General features: G+C 56.0%; 17 protein-coding genes and 2 tRNA genes. 8 read left to right on the forward strand and 11 right to left on the reverse strand.

The window, feature by feature from the left end:
• Both GS12_RS19805 and GS12_RS19810 read right to left on the reverse strand, forming a co-directional pair.
• Nucleotides 1–458, reverse strand: a 458-nt coding sequence (locus GS12_RS19805) for a transporter substrate-binding domain-containing protein (protein ID WP_034950053.1), incomplete at its 3' end; no start/stop codon positions are given.
• Nucleotides 459–720: 262 nt separating this feature from the next.
• Nucleotides 721–1,560, reverse strand: a complete 840-nt coding sequence (locus GS12_RS19810) for a MurR/RpiR family transcriptional regulator (RefSeq protein WP_034912528.1) — start codon at nucleotides 1,558–1,560, stop codon at nucleotides 721–723.
• Between the two features lie 144 nt (nucleotides 1,561–1,704).
• Between GS12_RS19810 and GS12_RS19815 the strand changes: the two genes are divergently transcribed.
• The 4 genes from GS12_RS19815 to hpxZ are packed head-to-tail and all read left to right on the forward strand — an operon-like array spanning nucleotide 1,705 to nucleotide 5,256.
• Nucleotides 1,705–3,279: a gamma-glutamyltransferase family protein gene (locus GS12_RS19815; RefSeq protein ID WP_034950056.1), complete on the forward strand. Its 1,575-nt coding sequence runs from the start codon at nucleotides 1,705–1,707 to the stop codon at nucleotides 3,277–3,279.
• Nucleotides 3,280–3,293: 14 nt separating this feature from the next.
• Complete coding sequence (gene hpxX, locus GS12_RS19820; RefSeq protein WP_034912526.1) at nucleotides 3,294–3,482, forward strand: oxalurate catabolism protein HpxX; 189 nt, start codon at nucleotides 3,294–3,296, stop codon at nucleotides 3,480–3,482.
• Nucleotides 3,479–4,867, forward strand: a complete 1,389-nt coding sequence (locus GS12_RS19825) for an AtzE family amidohydrolase (protein ID WP_034950059.1) — start codon at nucleotides 3,479–3,481, stop codon at nucleotides 4,865–4,867. Before hpxX ends, GS12_RS19825 begins: the two co-directional genes overlap by 4 nt.
• Nucleotides 4,868–4,875: 8 nt before the next feature.
• Entirely contained in the window at nucleotides 4,876–5,256 is a 381-nt protein-coding gene (gene hpxZ / locus GS12_RS19830) for an oxalurate catabolism protein HpxZ (protein WP_197060513.1), read from the forward strand.
• Here hpxZ and puuE read toward each other — a convergent pair.
• Genes puuE through GS12_RS19845 form a run of 3 tightly spaced genes read right to left on the reverse strand, consistent with a single transcriptional unit; the run spans nucleotide 5,240 to nucleotide 7,706 of the window.
• Nucleotides 5,240–6,223: an allantoinase PuuE gene (gene puuE / locus GS12_RS19835; RefSeq protein WP_034950062.1), complete on the reverse strand. Its 984-nt coding sequence runs from the start codon at nucleotides 6,221–6,223 to the stop codon at nucleotides 5,240–5,242. The genes hpxZ and puuE overlap by 17 nt on opposite strands.
• Before the next feature lie 26 nt (nucleotides 6,224–6,249).
• Nucleotides 6,250–6,990 carry an allantoin racemase gene (hpxA, locus tag GS12_RS19840; RefSeq protein ID WP_034950065.1) on the reverse strand — a complete coding sequence of 247 codons (741 nt, stop codon included), beginning with the start codon at nucleotides 6,988–6,990 and terminating at the stop codon, nucleotides 6,250–6,252.
• Nucleotides 6,987–7,706 carry a GntR family transcriptional regulator gene (locus GS12_RS19845; RefSeq protein WP_034950067.1) on the reverse strand — a complete coding sequence of 240 codons (720 nt, stop codon included), beginning with the start codon at nucleotides 7,704–7,706 and terminating at the stop codon, nucleotides 6,987–6,989. The genes hpxA and GS12_RS19845 overlap by 4 nt, the downstream gene beginning before the upstream one ends.
• Nucleotides 7,707–7,851: 145 nt before the next feature.
• Between GS12_RS19845 and GS12_RS19850 the strand changes: the two genes are divergently transcribed.
• Complete coding sequence (locus GS12_RS19850; RefSeq protein ID WP_034950070.1) at nucleotides 7,852–9,339, forward strand: NCS1 family nucleobase:cation symporter-1; 1,488 nt, start codon at nucleotides 7,852–7,854, stop codon at nucleotides 9,337–9,339.
• Nucleotides 9,340–9,397: 58 nt separating this feature from the next.
• Here the strand turns inward: GS12_RS19850 and GS12_RS19855 are convergent.
• A tRNA-Asp gene (locus GS12_RS19855) sits at nucleotides 9,398–9,474 on the reverse strand.
• Nucleotides 9,475–9,598: 124 nt separating this feature from the next.
• On the reverse strand, nucleotides 9,599–10,333 hold the full coding sequence (gene dnaQ, locus GS12_RS19860) for a DNA polymerase III subunit epsilon (RefSeq protein WP_034950072.1): 735 nt from the start codon (nucleotides 10,331–10,333) through the stop codon (nucleotides 9,599–9,601).
• Between the two features lie 51 nt (nucleotides 10,334–10,384).
• On the opposite strand from dnaQ, the gene rnhA reads away from it, so the two are divergent.
• Nucleotides 10,385–10,852 (forward strand): ribonuclease HI, encoded by a 468-nt coding sequence (rnhA, locus tag GS12_RS19865; protein WP_034950075.1) that lies wholly within the window; start codon nucleotides 10,385–10,387, stop codon nucleotides 10,850–10,852.
• Here rnhA and GS12_RS19870 read toward each other — a convergent pair.
• Complete coding sequence (locus GS12_RS19870) at nucleotides 10,837–11,574, reverse strand: class I SAM-dependent methyltransferase (protein ID WP_034950077.1); 738 nt, start codon at nucleotides 11,572–11,574, stop codon at nucleotides 10,837–10,839. The two genes, rnhA and GS12_RS19870, sit on opposite strands and share 16 nt — an antisense overlap.
• A 43-nt stretch (nucleotides 11,575–11,617) precedes the next feature.
• On the opposite strand from GS12_RS19870, the gene gloB reads away from it, so the two are divergent.
• The gene (gene gloB / locus GS12_RS19875) at nucleotides 11,618–12,373 is read left to right on the forward strand and encodes a hydroxyacylglutathione hydrolase (protein WP_034950084.1); all 756 of its coding nucleotides are present in this window, start codon (nucleotides 11,618–11,620) and stop codon (nucleotides 12,371–12,373) included.
• Nucleotides 12,374–12,444: 71 nt separating this feature from the next.
• A complete protein-coding gene (mltD, locus tag GS12_RS19880) occupies nucleotides 12,445–13,812 on the forward strand; it encodes a murein transglycosylase D (protein ID WP_034912508.1) in 1,368 nt (455 codons plus the stop codon).
• A gap of 57 nt (nucleotides 13,813–13,869) precedes the next feature.
• Here the strand turns inward: mltD and GS12_RS19885 are convergent, their stop codons facing one another.
• The 3 genes from GS12_RS19885 to GS12_RS19895 all read right to left on the reverse strand — a co-directional run bounded on the left by GS12_RS19885 (nucleotide 13,870) and on the right by GS12_RS19895 (nucleotide 15,866).
• Nucleotides 13,870–14,637, reverse strand: coding sequence for a class I SAM-dependent methyltransferase (locus GS12_RS19885; protein ID WP_034950079.1), 768 nt, complete (start codon nucleotides 14,635–14,637; stop codon nucleotides 13,870–13,872).
• Between the two features lie 59 nt (nucleotides 14,638–14,696).
• Entirely contained in the window at nucleotides 14,697–15,500 is an 804-nt protein-coding gene (locus GS12_RS19890) for an endonuclease/exonuclease/phosphatase family protein (protein WP_034950081.1), read from the reverse strand.
• Between the two features lie 289 nt (nucleotides 15,501–15,789).
• Nucleotides 15,790–15,866: transfer RNA gene (locus GS12_RS19895), tRNA-Asp, on the reverse strand.
• Between the last annotated feature and the right edge of the window lie 150 nt (nucleotides 15,867–16,016).

The raw sequence follows: 16,016 nt of genomic DNA on the forward strand, positions 1-16,016 counted from the left end.
ACCATATCTTCCACCGCGCCACGGGTGACGCCGATTAATTTCCCGCTGAGCGCTTTTGCATCGGGTAACGCGCTCTCTTTGGGGCCAAATACGCCTAAAAAGAATGGCGCGTAGGCGCGACTGAAGGCGATGACTTTTTCACGCTCGGCATTTTTCCCCAGGCTGGAAATCACCAGGTCAACTTTACCGGTTTGCAGATAAGGCACACGATTGGCGCTGCTCACCGGCACCAGCTGCAACTTAAGTTTCATCTGTTTTGCCAGATAGGTTGCCATATCGATATCGTAACCCTGCGGCTGGAGATCGGTGCCGACCGATCCAAACGGCGGGAAGTCCTGCGGAATGGCGATACGAATGACGCCGCGTTTTTCAATCTCCTGTAGCTGATCGGCCATCGCCTGTGTCACCTGCATCAGCATCAGTATTGCGCCCAGTACGGTCAGTAATCGTTTTTTCATCTCTCTTCCCCGGTAGCGTAGCATTGAAACAAAAGATTCTTAATTTTTAACTTTGCAACTAATGTGCCAAGAGAAGAGGTGGGTCATTAACCCGCCATCAGCAGAATGTCAGAGGCAAAACAGAAAATGAAAAACAAGGAATTTGAGCATAATTGCATGAAATTAAGTGCGTTTAAGCCATCTCAGCCCTTTTGCCCTGCCGTGTAAAAAAAGTACGCTGCCGCTGCGTCAAAATAATGCAATGCACTATAATGGTGCCCAACTAACGTTGTTCCAGCTCGTCCAGCGCAGCGTAAAGGTCGGCGATGTGATGGATTCGCTGCCGCCCCGTTTGCAGTAATTCGTGCAGCAGCGCGTTCGATAACAGGTTTACCAGACTGTTGGCAGCAGCGTAGCTGTCAAAAGCGGAAACGCTATCCAGGGGGACGCAAAGTTCCCAGCGCGCCAGCGCGCGTACCGACTGCGCCTGCGGCTCGCATATCACCAGCGAGGGGATGCCACGTTGCTGCATCTGTTGCAGAAGGGGTTTGATAATTCGCGGGCGACGGCGAAAGGCCAGTACTACCGCCATATCGTTTTCATTCATCGCCACCAGCTCTTCGGAGAGCGTTTGCCCCGGCTGCGGCAGCAGGTGAATGTCGCCTCTGACCTGCAAAAGCTGCTGACGAAGGTGCAGCGCAACCGGCCAGGCATTGCGCATGCCAATGATAAACAGGCGTTTGCTGCTGGCCAGGCGCTGGATAATGTCGTTGAAGGCGTCTGCATCAATCTGATTCACCCACTGCGTGAGGTTTGCCATCTCCTGTTTGTAGTGACGCGCCAGCAGCGTGTTTCCCTGAACCACATCACGGTCGCCCGCCAGCGGCATTCCACTCTGGCGTAGGGTTCGCAGTTCGTCGCGCATATCCTTATATTTTTCATAACCCAACCGCTTAAACAGGCGGCTGACGGTGGCCTTCGATACCCCGCTGAGACGCGCCAGCTCGGCGCTGTTGTAGCCCATCAGGTCGTCGTAGTGATCGAAAATGAAATCCGCGATGCGCTGCTCCTGACCGGAGAGCTGCGAATAGTGATGTTTCAGACGTTCATCAAGCGGCTTCATGGCTCAACCTTTGATACTTTCGTTTCAGTGCAGACAGCATAAACAAAACGGCGCGGCACAAAAGCACTATTTTCCGCAACGCTTTATGCAACCTGGAACACCTCTTGCTTGACGGGTTATGTCATTTCTTAATGAGAAGCCGTCATGATCCACAGTAAAACTGCCCCATCCGGCATGGCCGTCACGCCGCATCATCTTGCCAGCGAGAGCGCGCTGGCGGTGCTGCGAGAAGGCGGCGATGCCATTGAGGCGATAGTTGCCGCCGCCGCCACCATCGCGGTGGTTTACCCACATATGAACGGGCTGGGCGGCGACGGTTTCTGGCTGATCGTACCGCCCGACGGCGATCCGATTGCTCTCGACGCCAGCGGCGCGGCGGGTTCGCTGGCGAATATCGCTTTTTATCAGGGCGCGGAAAAAATCCCGCATCGCGGGGCAAAAGCGGCGCTGACCGTGGCGGGCACCGTCAGCGGCTGGGCCGGGGCGCTTGCGCTCAGCAGCGGGAAACTGCCGCTCTCACGCCTGTTAGCCGACGCAACGGGTTACGCGCGGGAAGGTTTTCCGGTAACAGATTCGCAGGCGGCGGCAACCCGTAGCAAAGTTCACGAACTGGCCGACCTGCCCGGTTTTACTGACCTGTTCATGCCTGACGGCGACGTGCCGCCCACGGGCAGCCGCTTTATCCAGCCCGACCTCGCCGACACGCTCAGCCAGCTCGCCCGCCACGGCCTGGACAGCTTCTATCGCGGTGCGCTGGCAGAGAAGATGGCCGCAGAGATGTCGCGCCTCGGCATGCCGATTACCCTTACGGATCTCCATCAGCATCAGGTAAAGCGCCGCATGCCGCTGCGCCTCCGGCACGACATGGGCGACATTTTTAATACGCCGCCGCCAACTCAGGGCGTGGTTTCACTGGCCATCCTCGGCATCACAAACCAACTGGACATGGCACAGGCCAGCGAGGTGCAGACCCTTCACCGCATCGTTGAGGCAACCCGACTGGCGTTCGATCTGCGCGATCGCCACATCACCGATCGGCGGCACATGCAGCAAGAGGCGCAGTCACTGCTGGATCCTCAGCGACTGGCAATGATGGCCAGCCAGATCGACGATGCGCGCGCCATGCCTGGCGCAGAAGGCAAAGGGCCGGGCGACACGGTGTGGATGGGCGTCATCGACAAAAACGGGCTGGCCGTTTCGTTTATTCAGAGTATCTACCACGAATTTGGCAGCGGCGTGGTGCTGCCCGGCACCGGGATCGTCTGGCAGAATCGCGGCGCCGCTTTCAGCCTTGATCCCACCCACCTGCTGGCGCTGGCACCGGGCAAGCAGCCTTTCCACACGCTGAATCCGGCCGCAGCACGTCTGAAAGATGGCCGCACGCTGGTTTATGGCTCAATGGGCGGCGACGGGCAGCCGCAGACGCAGGCGGCGATCTTCACGCGCTACGTGATGCAGGGCATGCCGCTTCAGCAATGCGTTACCGCGCCGCGCTGGCTGCTCGGCCGTACCTGGGGCGAATCGTCTGATTCGCTCAAGCTTGAGGGCCGCTTTCCCCAAAGCACTTTTGATGCGCTGAGCGCGCTGGGGCATCAGCTTGAAAAGCTGCCCGATTTTAGCGAAGCCGTCGGGCACGCGGGCGCCATCGTGCGCCATGCCAGCGGCATGCTGGAAGGCGCCAGCGATCCCCGCAGCGACGGCAGCGCCGCCGGTTTTTGACAGGAGAAAAAACGATGAAACAAAATCAACAGGAACTCGCCGCCTGGCTGGCGCAGATGGAGAGTCTGATGGATGTTCCGCTCGACCCATCGCGTCGTGCTGAACTGCTGGTGCAGTTCACGCGCATCGCCGCCATGGCTGAACCGCTGATGGCGTTCCCGCTCGACGATCGCCTTGAAGTCGCCGGAGTGTATCAACCATGACGCTCAACGACCTGTCAATTGAACAGTTACAAACGGCGCTCAGGCGAGGCGAACTCAGCGCGGTCGATATTGCCCGACAGACGCTGCGCAACATTGAACGCGATAACCCGAAAATGAATGCCTGGACAGCGATTACCCGCGATCGACTGCTGGCGGAAGCGCAGCGCATCGATGGTCTGCGTCAGTCGGGGCAACCGTTGCCGCCGCTGGCGGCGGTGCCTTATGCGGTCAAAAACCTGTTTGACGTCGCGGGCTATACCACGCTGGCCGGCGCCCGATTGTTCAGTGAACGCCCGGCGGCGGTGCGCGATAGCTGGGCGGTGCGGAAAGCCGCTGAGGCGGGCGGCCTGCTGACCGGCATGCTGAATATGGATGCGTATGCCTACGGTTTCACCACTGAAAACAGCCACTACGGCGCCACGCGCAATCCGCACGATCTGCGCCGCATTGCCGGTGGATCGTCCGGCGGCTCGGCAGCGGCGGTTGCCGCCGGACTGGTGCATTTTTCTCTCGGCAGCGATACCAACGGTTCAATTCGCGTGCCGGCTTCGCTGTGTGGCATTTTTGGCCTGAAGCCCACCTTTGGACGACTTTCCCGTAGCGGCACTCAGCCGTTTGTTGCCAGCCTCGACCATATTGGCCCGTTCGCCCGCAGTACCGCCGATCTGACGCGGGTTTATGACGCTCTGCAAGGACATGATGCGGATGACCGCTTCCAGTCAGACACAGCGGTTCAGCCCGTCTCGCCGTTGCTGATGCGAGGTACGGAAGGGCTGCGCGTTGGCGTGCTGGGCGGTTATTTTACGACGTGGTGCGACGATGCCGCGCGCGGCGCGGTCGCGGCGGTGGCAAAGGCGCTGAACGCGCAGGATGAGATAACGCTGCCGGAAGCGGAACTGGCGCGCAGCGCGGCCTTTATGATCACCGCATCGGAAGGTGGCAATCACTATCTTCCGGCGCTGCGCAACGCGCCGGATCGCATGGAACCGTTGTCGCGCGAGCGCTTGCTGGCCGGGGCGATGATCCCTGCGGCGTGGTACGTTCAGGCGCAGCGTTTTCGCCGCTATTTTCAACAGCAGGTGCTGGCGCATTTCAGACAGTTCGACCTGCTGATCGCGCCCGCAACGCCCTGTCGCGCAACGCTGATTGGCGAGGAGACCATGCAGATTAATCAGACCGATTTGCCGATCCGCGCCAGCATGGGCATGCTGACCCAGCCGATCTCATTTCTCGGCCTGCCGGTCACCACGGTTCCGTTAACAACGTCAGGGCTGCCCATCGGTGTGCAGCTCATCGCCGCCCCTTTCAATGAACAGGCCTGCCTGCGCGCGGCGTATGCGCTGGAGCAACGCGGCGTGGCGCAAGCCCTGTCGGCAACATTATGAGTATCATTATGAATAGCGACATCAATCGCCCCGCCGTGCTGGCCGAGGTCAGCGACGCATTTTACCGTTATGAACTGGCGCTGGTAACCAACGATATCGCCACGCTGGACATGCTGTTCTGGCACGACGAACGCACCGTGCGGCTCGGCGCCGGAGAAAACCTTTACGGCATTGAGGCGATAAGTGCATTTCGCGCCGCACGCCCATCCGTCGGGCTGGATCGTCGGCTACGGAATACGGTGATTGTGACCTTTGGCGAAGACTACGCGGTATGCAGCACCGAATTCACCCGTGAAGGCAGCGACAAAATTGGTCGCCAGCAGCAAACCTGGGTGAAGTTTGCCGCTGGCTGGCGCATTGTCGCGGCGCAGGTCAGCGTGATGAGCTGACGGAGTTTTTGACCTCCTCCGCCGGATGCGCCGTCAGCCAGTGGTCGGCAATCTGCTGACGGGTACAGATCCACACGCCGTCGTGCTGCTCAAGGTAGTCGAGAAAGCGCTGAAGCGCTTTAAAACGGCCCGGACGGCCGAGCAGGCGGCAGTGCATGCCCACAGAGAGCATTTTCGGCGAGGTTTCCCCTTCTTCGTACAGCACGTCGAAACTGTCCTTCAGATAGGTATAGAACTGCTCGGCGGTGTTGAATCCCTGCGGCGTGGCGAAGCGCATGTCGTTGGTTTCCAGCGAATAGGGAATAATCAGGTGCGGCTTGACCGTGCCGTCCTGACAGCTCACCTGCGTCCAGAAGGGCAGATCGTCGCCGTAGTAGTCGCTGTCGTAGGTAAAGCCGCCCTGCTCCACCACCAGCCGCCGCGTATTCGGGCTGTCGCGCCCGGTGTACCAGCCGGTCGGCGCTTTGCCGAACAGGTCGCGCAGCGTGTCGATGGCCTGCTGCATATGCTGCCGCTCGGTTTTTGCGTCCATATTCTGATAGTGGATCCAGCGCCAGCCGTGGCTGACCACGTCATAATCGGCCTCTTTGATCGCCTCGACCACTTCCGGATGCCGCGCCAGCGCCATCGCCACGCCAAAAACCGTCAGCGGCAAATTCCGCTTTTTAAACTCATTATGAATGCGCCAGAAACCTGCGCGGGAGCCGTATTCATAGAGGGAGTCCATCGACATATGACGTTCCGGGTAGCTCGCCGCGCCGATGATATCGGAAAGAAACTGCTCGGAAGCAGTATCGCCATGCAGCACATTGCTTTCTGCGCCCTCTTCATAGTTGAGTACAAACTGCACGGCGATGCGCGCCTCGCCGGGCCAGGCCGCATGAGGCGGGTTGCCCGCGTAGCCCCTCAGGTCGCGCGGGTAATTCTTATTAAAGCTGTACTCTTTTTTTTCTGCGGCATCGGTCATCATTGCTATCCTTTGTTCAGGCCGGTTTACAGCAAGTTTAGGCGCTCAAACTGACCTGACAGTGTTTTTTGGAGGGGATAATCCAAATCGCCATGTTTGCTGGTGGATAATCCTAACGCCACCAGCGATTCCACCATTTTCACCGCCGCACCCACGCCGTCAATCACCGGGATGCCCAGCTCATGCGTCAACTCGCGCGCCAGCGTGGCCATGCCGCCGCAGCCCAGAACGATCGCCCCGCTGCCGTCCCGACGCATCGCCTGTATACAGCCTTCACGCACTTTTTGCTGCGCCAGACCGCTACCGTCTTCCAGCGCCAGTACCGGTAAATCAATCGCATGCAACGCCGCGCAGTGGTGCTCAAAGCCGTACTGACGCAGCAGATGACGCGCAATGATCACCGTGCGCGGCAGCGTGGTGACGATGGAAAAGCGCGTGGCGACCATCGTCGCCATATGCATCGCCGCCTCCGCAATACCGACCACCGGCCCGCGCGCCAGCTCACGCGCCGCCAGCAGCCCCGGATCGCCAAAGCAGGCGATGACGTGTCCGTGGGCGTTGCGCCCCGCTTTGATTTGCTCAAGCACGCCAATGGCGGCAACCGCTTCGTCAAAGTGCCCTTCGATGGACGGTACGCCCTGCGCCGGAGAAACCGCCACGATGTCGGTCTGCGGGCCAGCCACGGCGCGCGCTGCCGCCGCGATGGTTTCAGTCATCGCCAGGCTGGTATTCGGATTGATCACCTGAATAATCTTTTTTTCCGTCATTGATTAACTCCTTTGTGCGCAAACAGCCTGGCGAAATCAGGCAGCGTTTCGCCAGCACGTTCAAAGCGCAATGTGGCAACGATATGTTCAAAATGTTGCCGCAATGCGTCAGAAAGCGGTTCCAGCGCTTTATTTCTTAATAATGCGATCAGCCTGTCGTGATCGTTGCAGCGGCAGCCCTGCTGCCAGGGCGCGCTCCAGGCGGCAATCGCCAGCGACGAACGCTGAGACAAACGCGTCACCATCTCAGTGAGCACCTGATTGCCGGAAATGGCATGCAACTGGATATGAAACGCCGCAGAAAAACGGATCGCCGCCGGGCCATCGCCCTCGTCGTGGGCCTGCTGCTCATGCCGGATCACCGCTTCCAGCGCCAGCAGATGAGCGGGCTGGCAGTGCTCCAGCACCGCAGGCAGGTTGGCGCACTCCAGCAGCGAGCGCGTTGTAAAGATGTCCCGCGCTTCGCTGACCGAGGGAGAGGCAACCAGCGCACCGCGTCTGGGCGTTAATATCACCATCTGCACCGCCGCGAGGCGCTGAAGCACTTTGCGGATGCCGGTGCGGCTGACGCCGAACACCCCGGCAAGCGCTTCTTCCGGCAGTTTGCTGCCTGGCAAGAGCTGATGTTCGACAATCGCTGACATCAGCGCCTGATAAATGGGCTCATCCCGCTCCGGCAGGTCAGAAGCCGTTTTCAGGCTGGTTTTACTGTTCATTTTTTGCTCCAAAACCCCTCATTTTTCACCCGTAATCGTATACCTGAATTTAACTTTTTGTATACAAGATCGGATTCTGGCCTGGACCTTGCACTATTCACCCTGACCCATCGGGCATTCGGTTCACTTCACAGGAGCAGGTTTCATGCCAAACAGTCAGAATGTCACCCCGGCGTCGGCGGTTGAAGCCCACGCAAACTACAGCCCACGGCTGTGTAATGAAGATCTGGCGCCCACGCGCGATTGCAACTGGAACTGGTACAACATTTTTTCTTTCTGGATGTCGGATGTACACAGCATGGGCGGCTACGTGGTGGCCGCCAGCTTCTTTACGCTGGGACTGGCGAGCTGGCAGGTGCTGCTGTGCCTGCTTGCGGGGATCTGTATTGTGCAGCTTTGCGCCAACCTGGTGGCCAAACCCAGCCAGATGACGGGCGTGCCCTACGCGGTGATTTGTCGTCAGGCGTTCGGCGTCTTTGGCGCCAACATTCCGGCGGTGATCCGCGGCCTGATCGCATTTGCCTGGTACGGCATTCAGACTTACCTTGCGGCCAATGCGCTGATGCTGGTTTCGCTGAAGTTCTGGCCGTCGCTGGCGCCGATGACGCAGGCATCCTGGCTGGGGCTTTCCCAGCTCGGCTGGATCTGTTTCGGCATTATGTGGTTTGCGCAGGCGATGGTGTTCTGGCATGGAATGCGTGCGATTAAGCGCTTTATTGATATCGCCGGGCCTGCGGTTTACGTGGTAATGCTGGCGCTGGCAGGATGGATTGTATACAAAACCGGTTTTGACGGTATTTCGCTAACGCTTGCCAGTAAAGCGCTTTCCGGCGGCGAGCAGGTATGGCAGATGATTACCGCTACCGCCTTAGTGGTCTCCTATTTTTCCGGCCCGCTGCTGAACTTCGGCGACTTCTCGCGCTATGGCAAAAGCATGGGGGAAATTCGTCGCGGCAACCGCTGGGGTCTGCCTTTTAACTTTCTGTTGTTTTCCGTGGTGACCGTGGTGATTGTCTCCGGCACGCAGTCGCTGTTTGGCCGTATGATCACCGATCCGATTGAGACGGTCAGCATGGTTGGCAGCGATCTGGCGGTGGCCATTGGCCTGCTGACGATGATTACCGCCACCATCGGTATCAATATCGTGGCGAATTTTGTTTCGCCCGCCTTTGATTTTTCTAACTGTTCGCCGCAGAAAATCAGCTTTCGTACCGGTGGGATGATCGCCGCCGTGGGCTCGGTGCTGCTGACGCCGTGGAACCTTTTCCAGTCGCCAGAGGTTATTCACTACACGCTGGACGTGCTGGGCGCCTTTATCGGGCCGCTGTTCGGCATTCTGTTATGTGATTTTTATATCATCAAGCGTGGAAAGGTTTTCGTTGACGACCTGTTTGATGACACGCCAACAGGCAGGTACTGGTATCGCGGTGGTTTTAACCCGAAAGCCATTGCCGCGCTGGTGCCGTCGGTCGCGATCGGCCTGACCATCAGCTTTATTCCTTCCCTGCACAACGTTGCCAATTTTAGCTGGTTCATTGGCGTTGCGTTGTCGGCAGGCTGCTATCGCTGGTTTGCCCGCGATGAACTTGAGCGAGCCGTAAAAGGCTTTAACGGGAAAATGGCGGTAGATTAAGAGCAAGGCCCTAAACGACAAAAGCCTGACTCATTACTGAGTCAGGCTTTCTGAATATTGGCGGAACGGACGGGGCTCGAACCCGCGACCCCCTGCGTGACAGGCAGGTATTCTAACCAACTGAACTACCGCTCCGCGCGGTGTTCCCCGTCGGGAACGGGCTGGATATTACGGTGAGGGCGAACGGGCGTCAACGCTTTTTCTCTGCCAATCCAACCGACTGCGCGTTTTTTCGCCCTCTCCAGGCTGTCTGCGGCACTCAGGCCCGCCAGAGGCAGCTTCCGCCCTTCTTCATCACTAAATCGAGACGTTCTTCATGGGCGGTTATCTCGTCATCACTGGCCGAAATCACGCGCAGTCCTGATGTGGGTCGCGCAATGCGATAGATGGTATCGCCGCCGGTTTGCTCCTGTCGATCGCCTTCCATGGAAAACGCCAGCGAGGTCTGCCCGCCGGTCATCGCCAGGAACACCTCTGCAAGAATTTCGGAGTCCAACAGTGCCCCATGGAGGGTTCGACGCCCGTTGTCTATCTCATAGCGCGAACAGAGCGCATCCAGGCTGTTGCGCTTGCCGGGAAACAGTTTCCTCGCCATCGCCAGACTGTCGGTTATCTTACAGAAGGTCTCGGTTTTGGGGATATTGCGCCCCAGTTTCGAAAACTCGTAGTCCATAAAGCCGATATCAAACGAGGCATTATGAATAACCAGCTCTGCACCGTTGATCCAGGCGATAAATTCGTCAGCAATATCGGCAAAGGTGGGTTTGTCGGCAAGAAACTCATCGGCAATGCCATGCACGCCGAACGCCTCTGGATCGATCAGGCGATCGGGCTTGAGATAAACATGGTAGTTGTTACCGGTCAGACGGCGGTTCACTACCTCAACGGCACCAATTTCAATGATGCGATGCCCTTCGTAGTGCACCCCAATCATGTTCATACCGGTGGTTTCAGTATCAAGAACGATCTGACGCGTTGTATTTACTGTGCTCATAGGACCCGTTTATGTCAGACTTGGCGTTTTTCAGTATGGAGTCTACCAGAGATGGTGAAGCAGGTAGAAATTTTCACCGATGGATCGTGCCTGGGCAACCCCGGCCCTGGCGGTTATGGCGCGATTTTACGCTATGGCAAACATGAAAAAACCTTCAGCGCCGGTTATTTTCTCACCACGAATAATCGCATGGAACTGATGGCGGCCATCGTCGCCCTGGAAGCGCTGACTCAGCAGTGTGAAGTGGTGATCAGCACCGACAGCCAGTACGTCCGACAAGGGATCACCAGTTGGATCCATAACTGGAAAAAACGCGGTTGGAAAACGGCCGACAAAAAGCCCGTGAAGAATGTTGATCTGTGGAAACGACTCGATACGGCCTTAAGCCATCATCAAATACGCTGGGAATGGGTAAAAGGCCATGCCGGGCATGCAGAAAACGAGCGCTGTGACGAGCTGGCGCGCGCGGCTGCCGGCAGCCCGGCGTTCGACGATATGGGTTATCAGTCCGCGTCCTGATCGTTACAGCGCGCGTGCAGCCGGCTGGTGGCGCTCACCGCCGGACTCAGTTGTCTGTTCAGGGCGGCTCTTTTCGCCGGATTGCGAATAACGGGAAAGGTGCGCTTGCGGGCAACAATAATGCTTAAACAACCCAGTGCCGGAAAATGCGTGCTGATAACCTTGCCGCCCTGCCGGTTCCACGGCAGCACCTGAAAGCGTGTGCGCTGCACAACTTCATAATTGAGCAGGCTCAGCCAGTCCATCATTCTCATCTGTGTGAACATGCGGCTGTTCCAGGGCACGCGACGATGCAGACCAGGGATCAGCTTTCCTATACCCAGTACGCTAAAAGGATTAAAACCGCTGACGATGATCCAACCATCATCAACCAGCACGCGATCCACCTCCCGCAGAATGCGATGCGCATCGCTGCTCCAGGCGAGGCAATGCGCCAGCAGACAGGCATCCACGGATTTCGATGCAAACGGCAGGCTCAGCGGATCGGCCTGTACCTGTAACGACTCACCGCTCAACGCCACATTGACCTGATGCGAAATGGCGCACTTATCGGTATCTATTTCAGCGCTAAGTTGTCCTATCTTTAACAGATGAAAACCATACATCTTAGCCAGACAGGGCTGGAGATGTTTGGTCAGCGCGTCACGGTAAAACTCGCCCCAGGGCATATCAGCCCAACGCTGCGGAACCTGACGAATTTGACGTGTTTTAGCGGGCTTCATGCTCTACCATCTTCTTTACACTCAGGCCAAAAATGAGGCGATGATGAATCTTACCAGTATTCCGGCTCTTCAGGACAACTACATCTGGACATTAAATAACGAAGCAGGCCAGTGCCTGATTGTCGATCCTGGCGAAGCGGCACCCGTGCTGAAAGCGCTCGACGAAAATCAGTGGCAGCCCGTGGCCATTTTATTGACACATCATCATGGCGACCATGTGGACGGCGTAAAAAAACTGCGGGAAAAATTTCCCGGGTTGGTGGTTTATGGGCCGAATGAAACCCAGGACAAGGGCGCGACGGAGATCGTTACTGAAGGGGACACTCTCACCCTCCTGGACCGTAACTTTACCATCCTCCATACGCCTGGCCATACTTTAGGACATATCTCATATTTTAGTTTTCCTTACCTTTTCTGTGGTGACACGATGTTTTCTGGCGGTTGCGGGCGTTTATTTGAAGGTACGACCGAGCAAATGTTTGAGTCATTTCAAAAGATTAACCAGCTTCCCGAAGAAACGTTAATCTGTTGCGCACATGAATATACGTTATCAAACTTAACGTTTTCCAACGCAATTTTTCCAAATGATGTCGAAATAGCGCGCTACTACCATGAAATTAAGGAGTTACGGGTAAAAAAACAGGTCACCTTGCCGACAAAACTGGCTTTAGAACGCAGAATAAATGTTTTTCTAAGAACGCAAGAAGATGATTTACAAAAGATTATTGGCTTCGAAACATCTCCACAACATGAATATCAGGTTTTCGCAACGCTACGCGAGAAGAAAGACAATTTTTGATTTTTCGGGTTGTATTGGTTTAACCATGCACGTATAGTTGCTCGTCTTTTAAGCGACAAATTGACACACACATGAAGGCTAAAGCGATATTACTCGCCTCGGTCTTGTTGGTTGGGTGCCAGGCAAACAAGCACGATGCCGGCGATCCTGAACAACATGCACAGAGTTTGTCTTCAGCAGGTCAAAATGAAAACGTAAAAGACACAGACCGCTTGCTGTCTCCACGCTGGCAGGACGATGGGACCAGCGTGACGCAGGAACAGGGTTTGTGGAGTTTCATTAGCACCGAGTTGAAGATGAAGGTTCCGGAAAATTCCCGGATACGCGAACAGAAGCAAAAATATTTAAGAAACAAGAGCTATCTCCACGATGTAACATTACGGGCAGAGCCGTATATGTACTGGATTGTCGAGCAGATTAAGCAACGTAAGATGCCGATGGAACTGGTACTACTACCCATAGTGGAGAGCGCTTTTGACCCCCATGCTACCTCTGCTGCCGATGCCGCTGGCATCTGGCAGATAGTGCCGCAAACGGGGCGTCATTACGGGTTGAAGCAAACCCAGTGGTACGACGGGCGTCGTGATATCGTGGCCTCGACGAAAGTCGCGCTGGACATGATGGAGCGAATGAACCGCATGTTTGACGGCGACTGGTTGCTGACCATCGCGGCATATAACAGCGGCGAAGGGCGCGTTATGAAAGCGATTAAAGCCAACAAGGCGCGCGGGAAACCGACGGACTTCTGGTCTTTATCACTGCCGCGCGAAACGACGATTTACGTACCAAAAATGTTGGCGCTTGGCGACATTCTTAAAAAGAATAAGCAGTACGGCGTGCGTCTGCCGACACCTAATGAGACCCGCGCATTAGCAAGGGTGGAAATCGGTCAGCAGATTGAACTGACTCAGGCTGCTGATATGGCAGGGATGTCGCTGAGTAAGCTGAAAAGCTTTAATGCGGGTTACAAACGAAGCAGCACGGGCCCTAACGGACCGCACTACATTATGGTGCCTAAATCGAATGTCGCAAAGCTTCGCAGTTCGTTAGCATCTGGTGATATAGCAGCGGTTCAGCCTGGCGCTCTGGCATCAGGTTCGTATAAGGTTCGTAACGGCGACACGTTGTCTGGCATAGCCAAACGCCTCAACATCCCGGTGAAGGATCTGCAACGCGCGAATAACCTGAGCAGCGCCAGCAGTATTAAACCAGGACAGACGCTGAGCCTGGGCGGTAGCGGAAACGCGACCAGCCTGGCCGATAATGGCAACAGCATCACCTACAGGGTTCGTAAGGGTGATTCTCTGGCCAGCATCGCCAAACGCCACGGTGTGAACATGGAAGATCTGTTACGCTGGAACAGCAGCGAAACTAAAGATCTTCAGCCTGGCGATAAGCTAACGCTGTTTGTGAGTAATACCTCAACGCCTGACAGCTGAGCCTCCGCAATAAAAAAGCCAATCATCAGATTGGCTTTTTTTTACGTCTCAGGCCAGCTAATAAGGCCTGAACGCTTCAATAAAAATGATATCGCTACTGAAACTGCCGTCTGGCTGAAGCTCGAAATAGCGCTGAACCTCGTCGCTGGCTGAGCGCTGATAGGCGCGGATCGCCTCAACCATTACCGTCGGCGTTCGCATACGTTCAATCCAGCTCGAAAATTCAAGCTGTAACCTGTCCTGACTGACGCTGGTAATGGCCAGTCCCGCCTCGGTAAACATACTCAGCCATTCACCTGGCGCATAGTCTTTGACGTGCGATGTGTCTCTCAGGGCTTCAATGGTTTGCAACCAGATGTCCAGCAAGGCATTTCCGGGCGCGCTAACGTCCATGATGATGACTTTGCCGCCTGGTTTTAATACCCGATTGATTTCCCGCAGCGCACGTCCCGGATCGTGCCAGTGATGAGCGGAATAGCGGCTGATGGCAATATCAAACTGTTCATCATCAAAAGGCAGGCGTTCGGCGTAGCCCTGCTGCGTGGTGAGATGACTGTAGCCACGCGATTTGGCGGTTTCATTAACCACGTTGAGCATTTTTTCTGAAAGATCGTACGCGACGACGCTGGATACATGTTGAGCAGCGATATAGCTTGCATGCCCACCGCCGCAACCCAGGTCCAACAGGCGTGCCTCTTTCTCTCCTGCCAGGCACTCTTCCAGCTTAAGCAGGTCGCGCCCGCTGGCATGTAGGGCGCTGCTCAGATAGGCTTCTGCGCGATCGCCAAACTGATTATCGACATTATCATGATGATGCGTTGCCATTCATTCTCCTTATCGGGTGAGCGTGCAGGCAGGCGCCGATAATGTCCTGCCGGAGGTATTCAGAGAAGCGCAGGTTTGTGCGGATGGAATTCGACGAGTAGAGGGTTATGATCGGAAGCGCGGGTCACCAGTACCGAAGCCTCCGCAACGCCCATGCCGCGATAGAAAATGAAATCCAGAGGACGCCCAAATGCCTTACGGCGATGATCGTCAGTAAAGCCTACCTCTTCCAGCCCCATATCACGGGCGAAATTATATAACGCGTTGATGCGCTGTCGGCTCCAGGCATTGAAATCACCCGCCATGATCACCGGCCCCTGATGATGGATAATTTGCTCTCCAATAGGATCAAGCTGCTTGCTGTATACATCAATACCGAGACTGAAATTAACAGCATGAATATTCACCACCATCAGCATCTGGTTATCAGGTAAGGGATAAGCGGTAACCAGCGCCGATTTTGATAAGCGCAGCAAAGGCTCACGTTCCCGTAGCGGGCAGCAGTATACAGGATGTGCTGAGGCAAGGGTCATCACGCCCGAAGGGTGTTGAGGCAGGACAAAGGCGGGAACCTGATCGGCGGCGAGATAGTGAGTCGTAGCGAATTTCACCAGTTCCGGCGTTGTTTGCGCTTCCTGAAGCAGCACCAGATGCGCATCTTTACCAAAATTTTGCAGCACCGAAAGCCAGTCTGCGCGCTGCTGTTTGAAAATGTTCCAGACCAGCACGCGTAATGACGACTCGGTTGTCAGTGGGGCCCCCGGGGGCAACGCCTTACCCACATGCAGCATGGCTCCTGGCGGAAAGATCTGTTCCGCTGGCTGTCCCGCTACATATCTCATGGCATACGTCTTTTTTCGCACTTTACCGCCTGGCGTCAGTTACCGATAAATAGATTGCTATAGCTTTCAGTTATAGGGGCTTTAGGACAGACTTTCAATCGCACGCGGCTAATAACGCCAATTCGACAGTAAACATATGCGACTGATAGTCGCTTATCTTTACTTGTTACGGCTGACGCATTCTGTTCTGTCCATACGACCGCCGACCACTATCATACCTGGCGTATACATTGACGGCACCGATCACCTCAAGATAATAAATAACGGGCAAAAAAAAGCCCTGAGTCTTATGACTCAGGGCCTTGTAATGTGGCGGAACGGACGGGGCTCGAACCCGCGACCCCCTGCGTGACAGGCAGGTATTCTAACCAACTGAACTACCGCTCCACCGATTCTGGACTGAATTCAGAATGTTGCTTCTGATATCAGGTATGTCGCCCTTTCCGCGTCACCGGAGAGGTCACGGTTCGTATGAACCTTAATATGATGCCTGGCAGTTCCCTACTCTCGCATGGGGAGACCCCACACTACCATCGG

The organism is Erwinia oleae, assembly GCF_000770305.1.
Lineage (GTDB): Bacteria > Pseudomonadota > Gammaproteobacteria > Enterobacterales > Enterobacteriaceae > Erwinia > Erwinia oleae.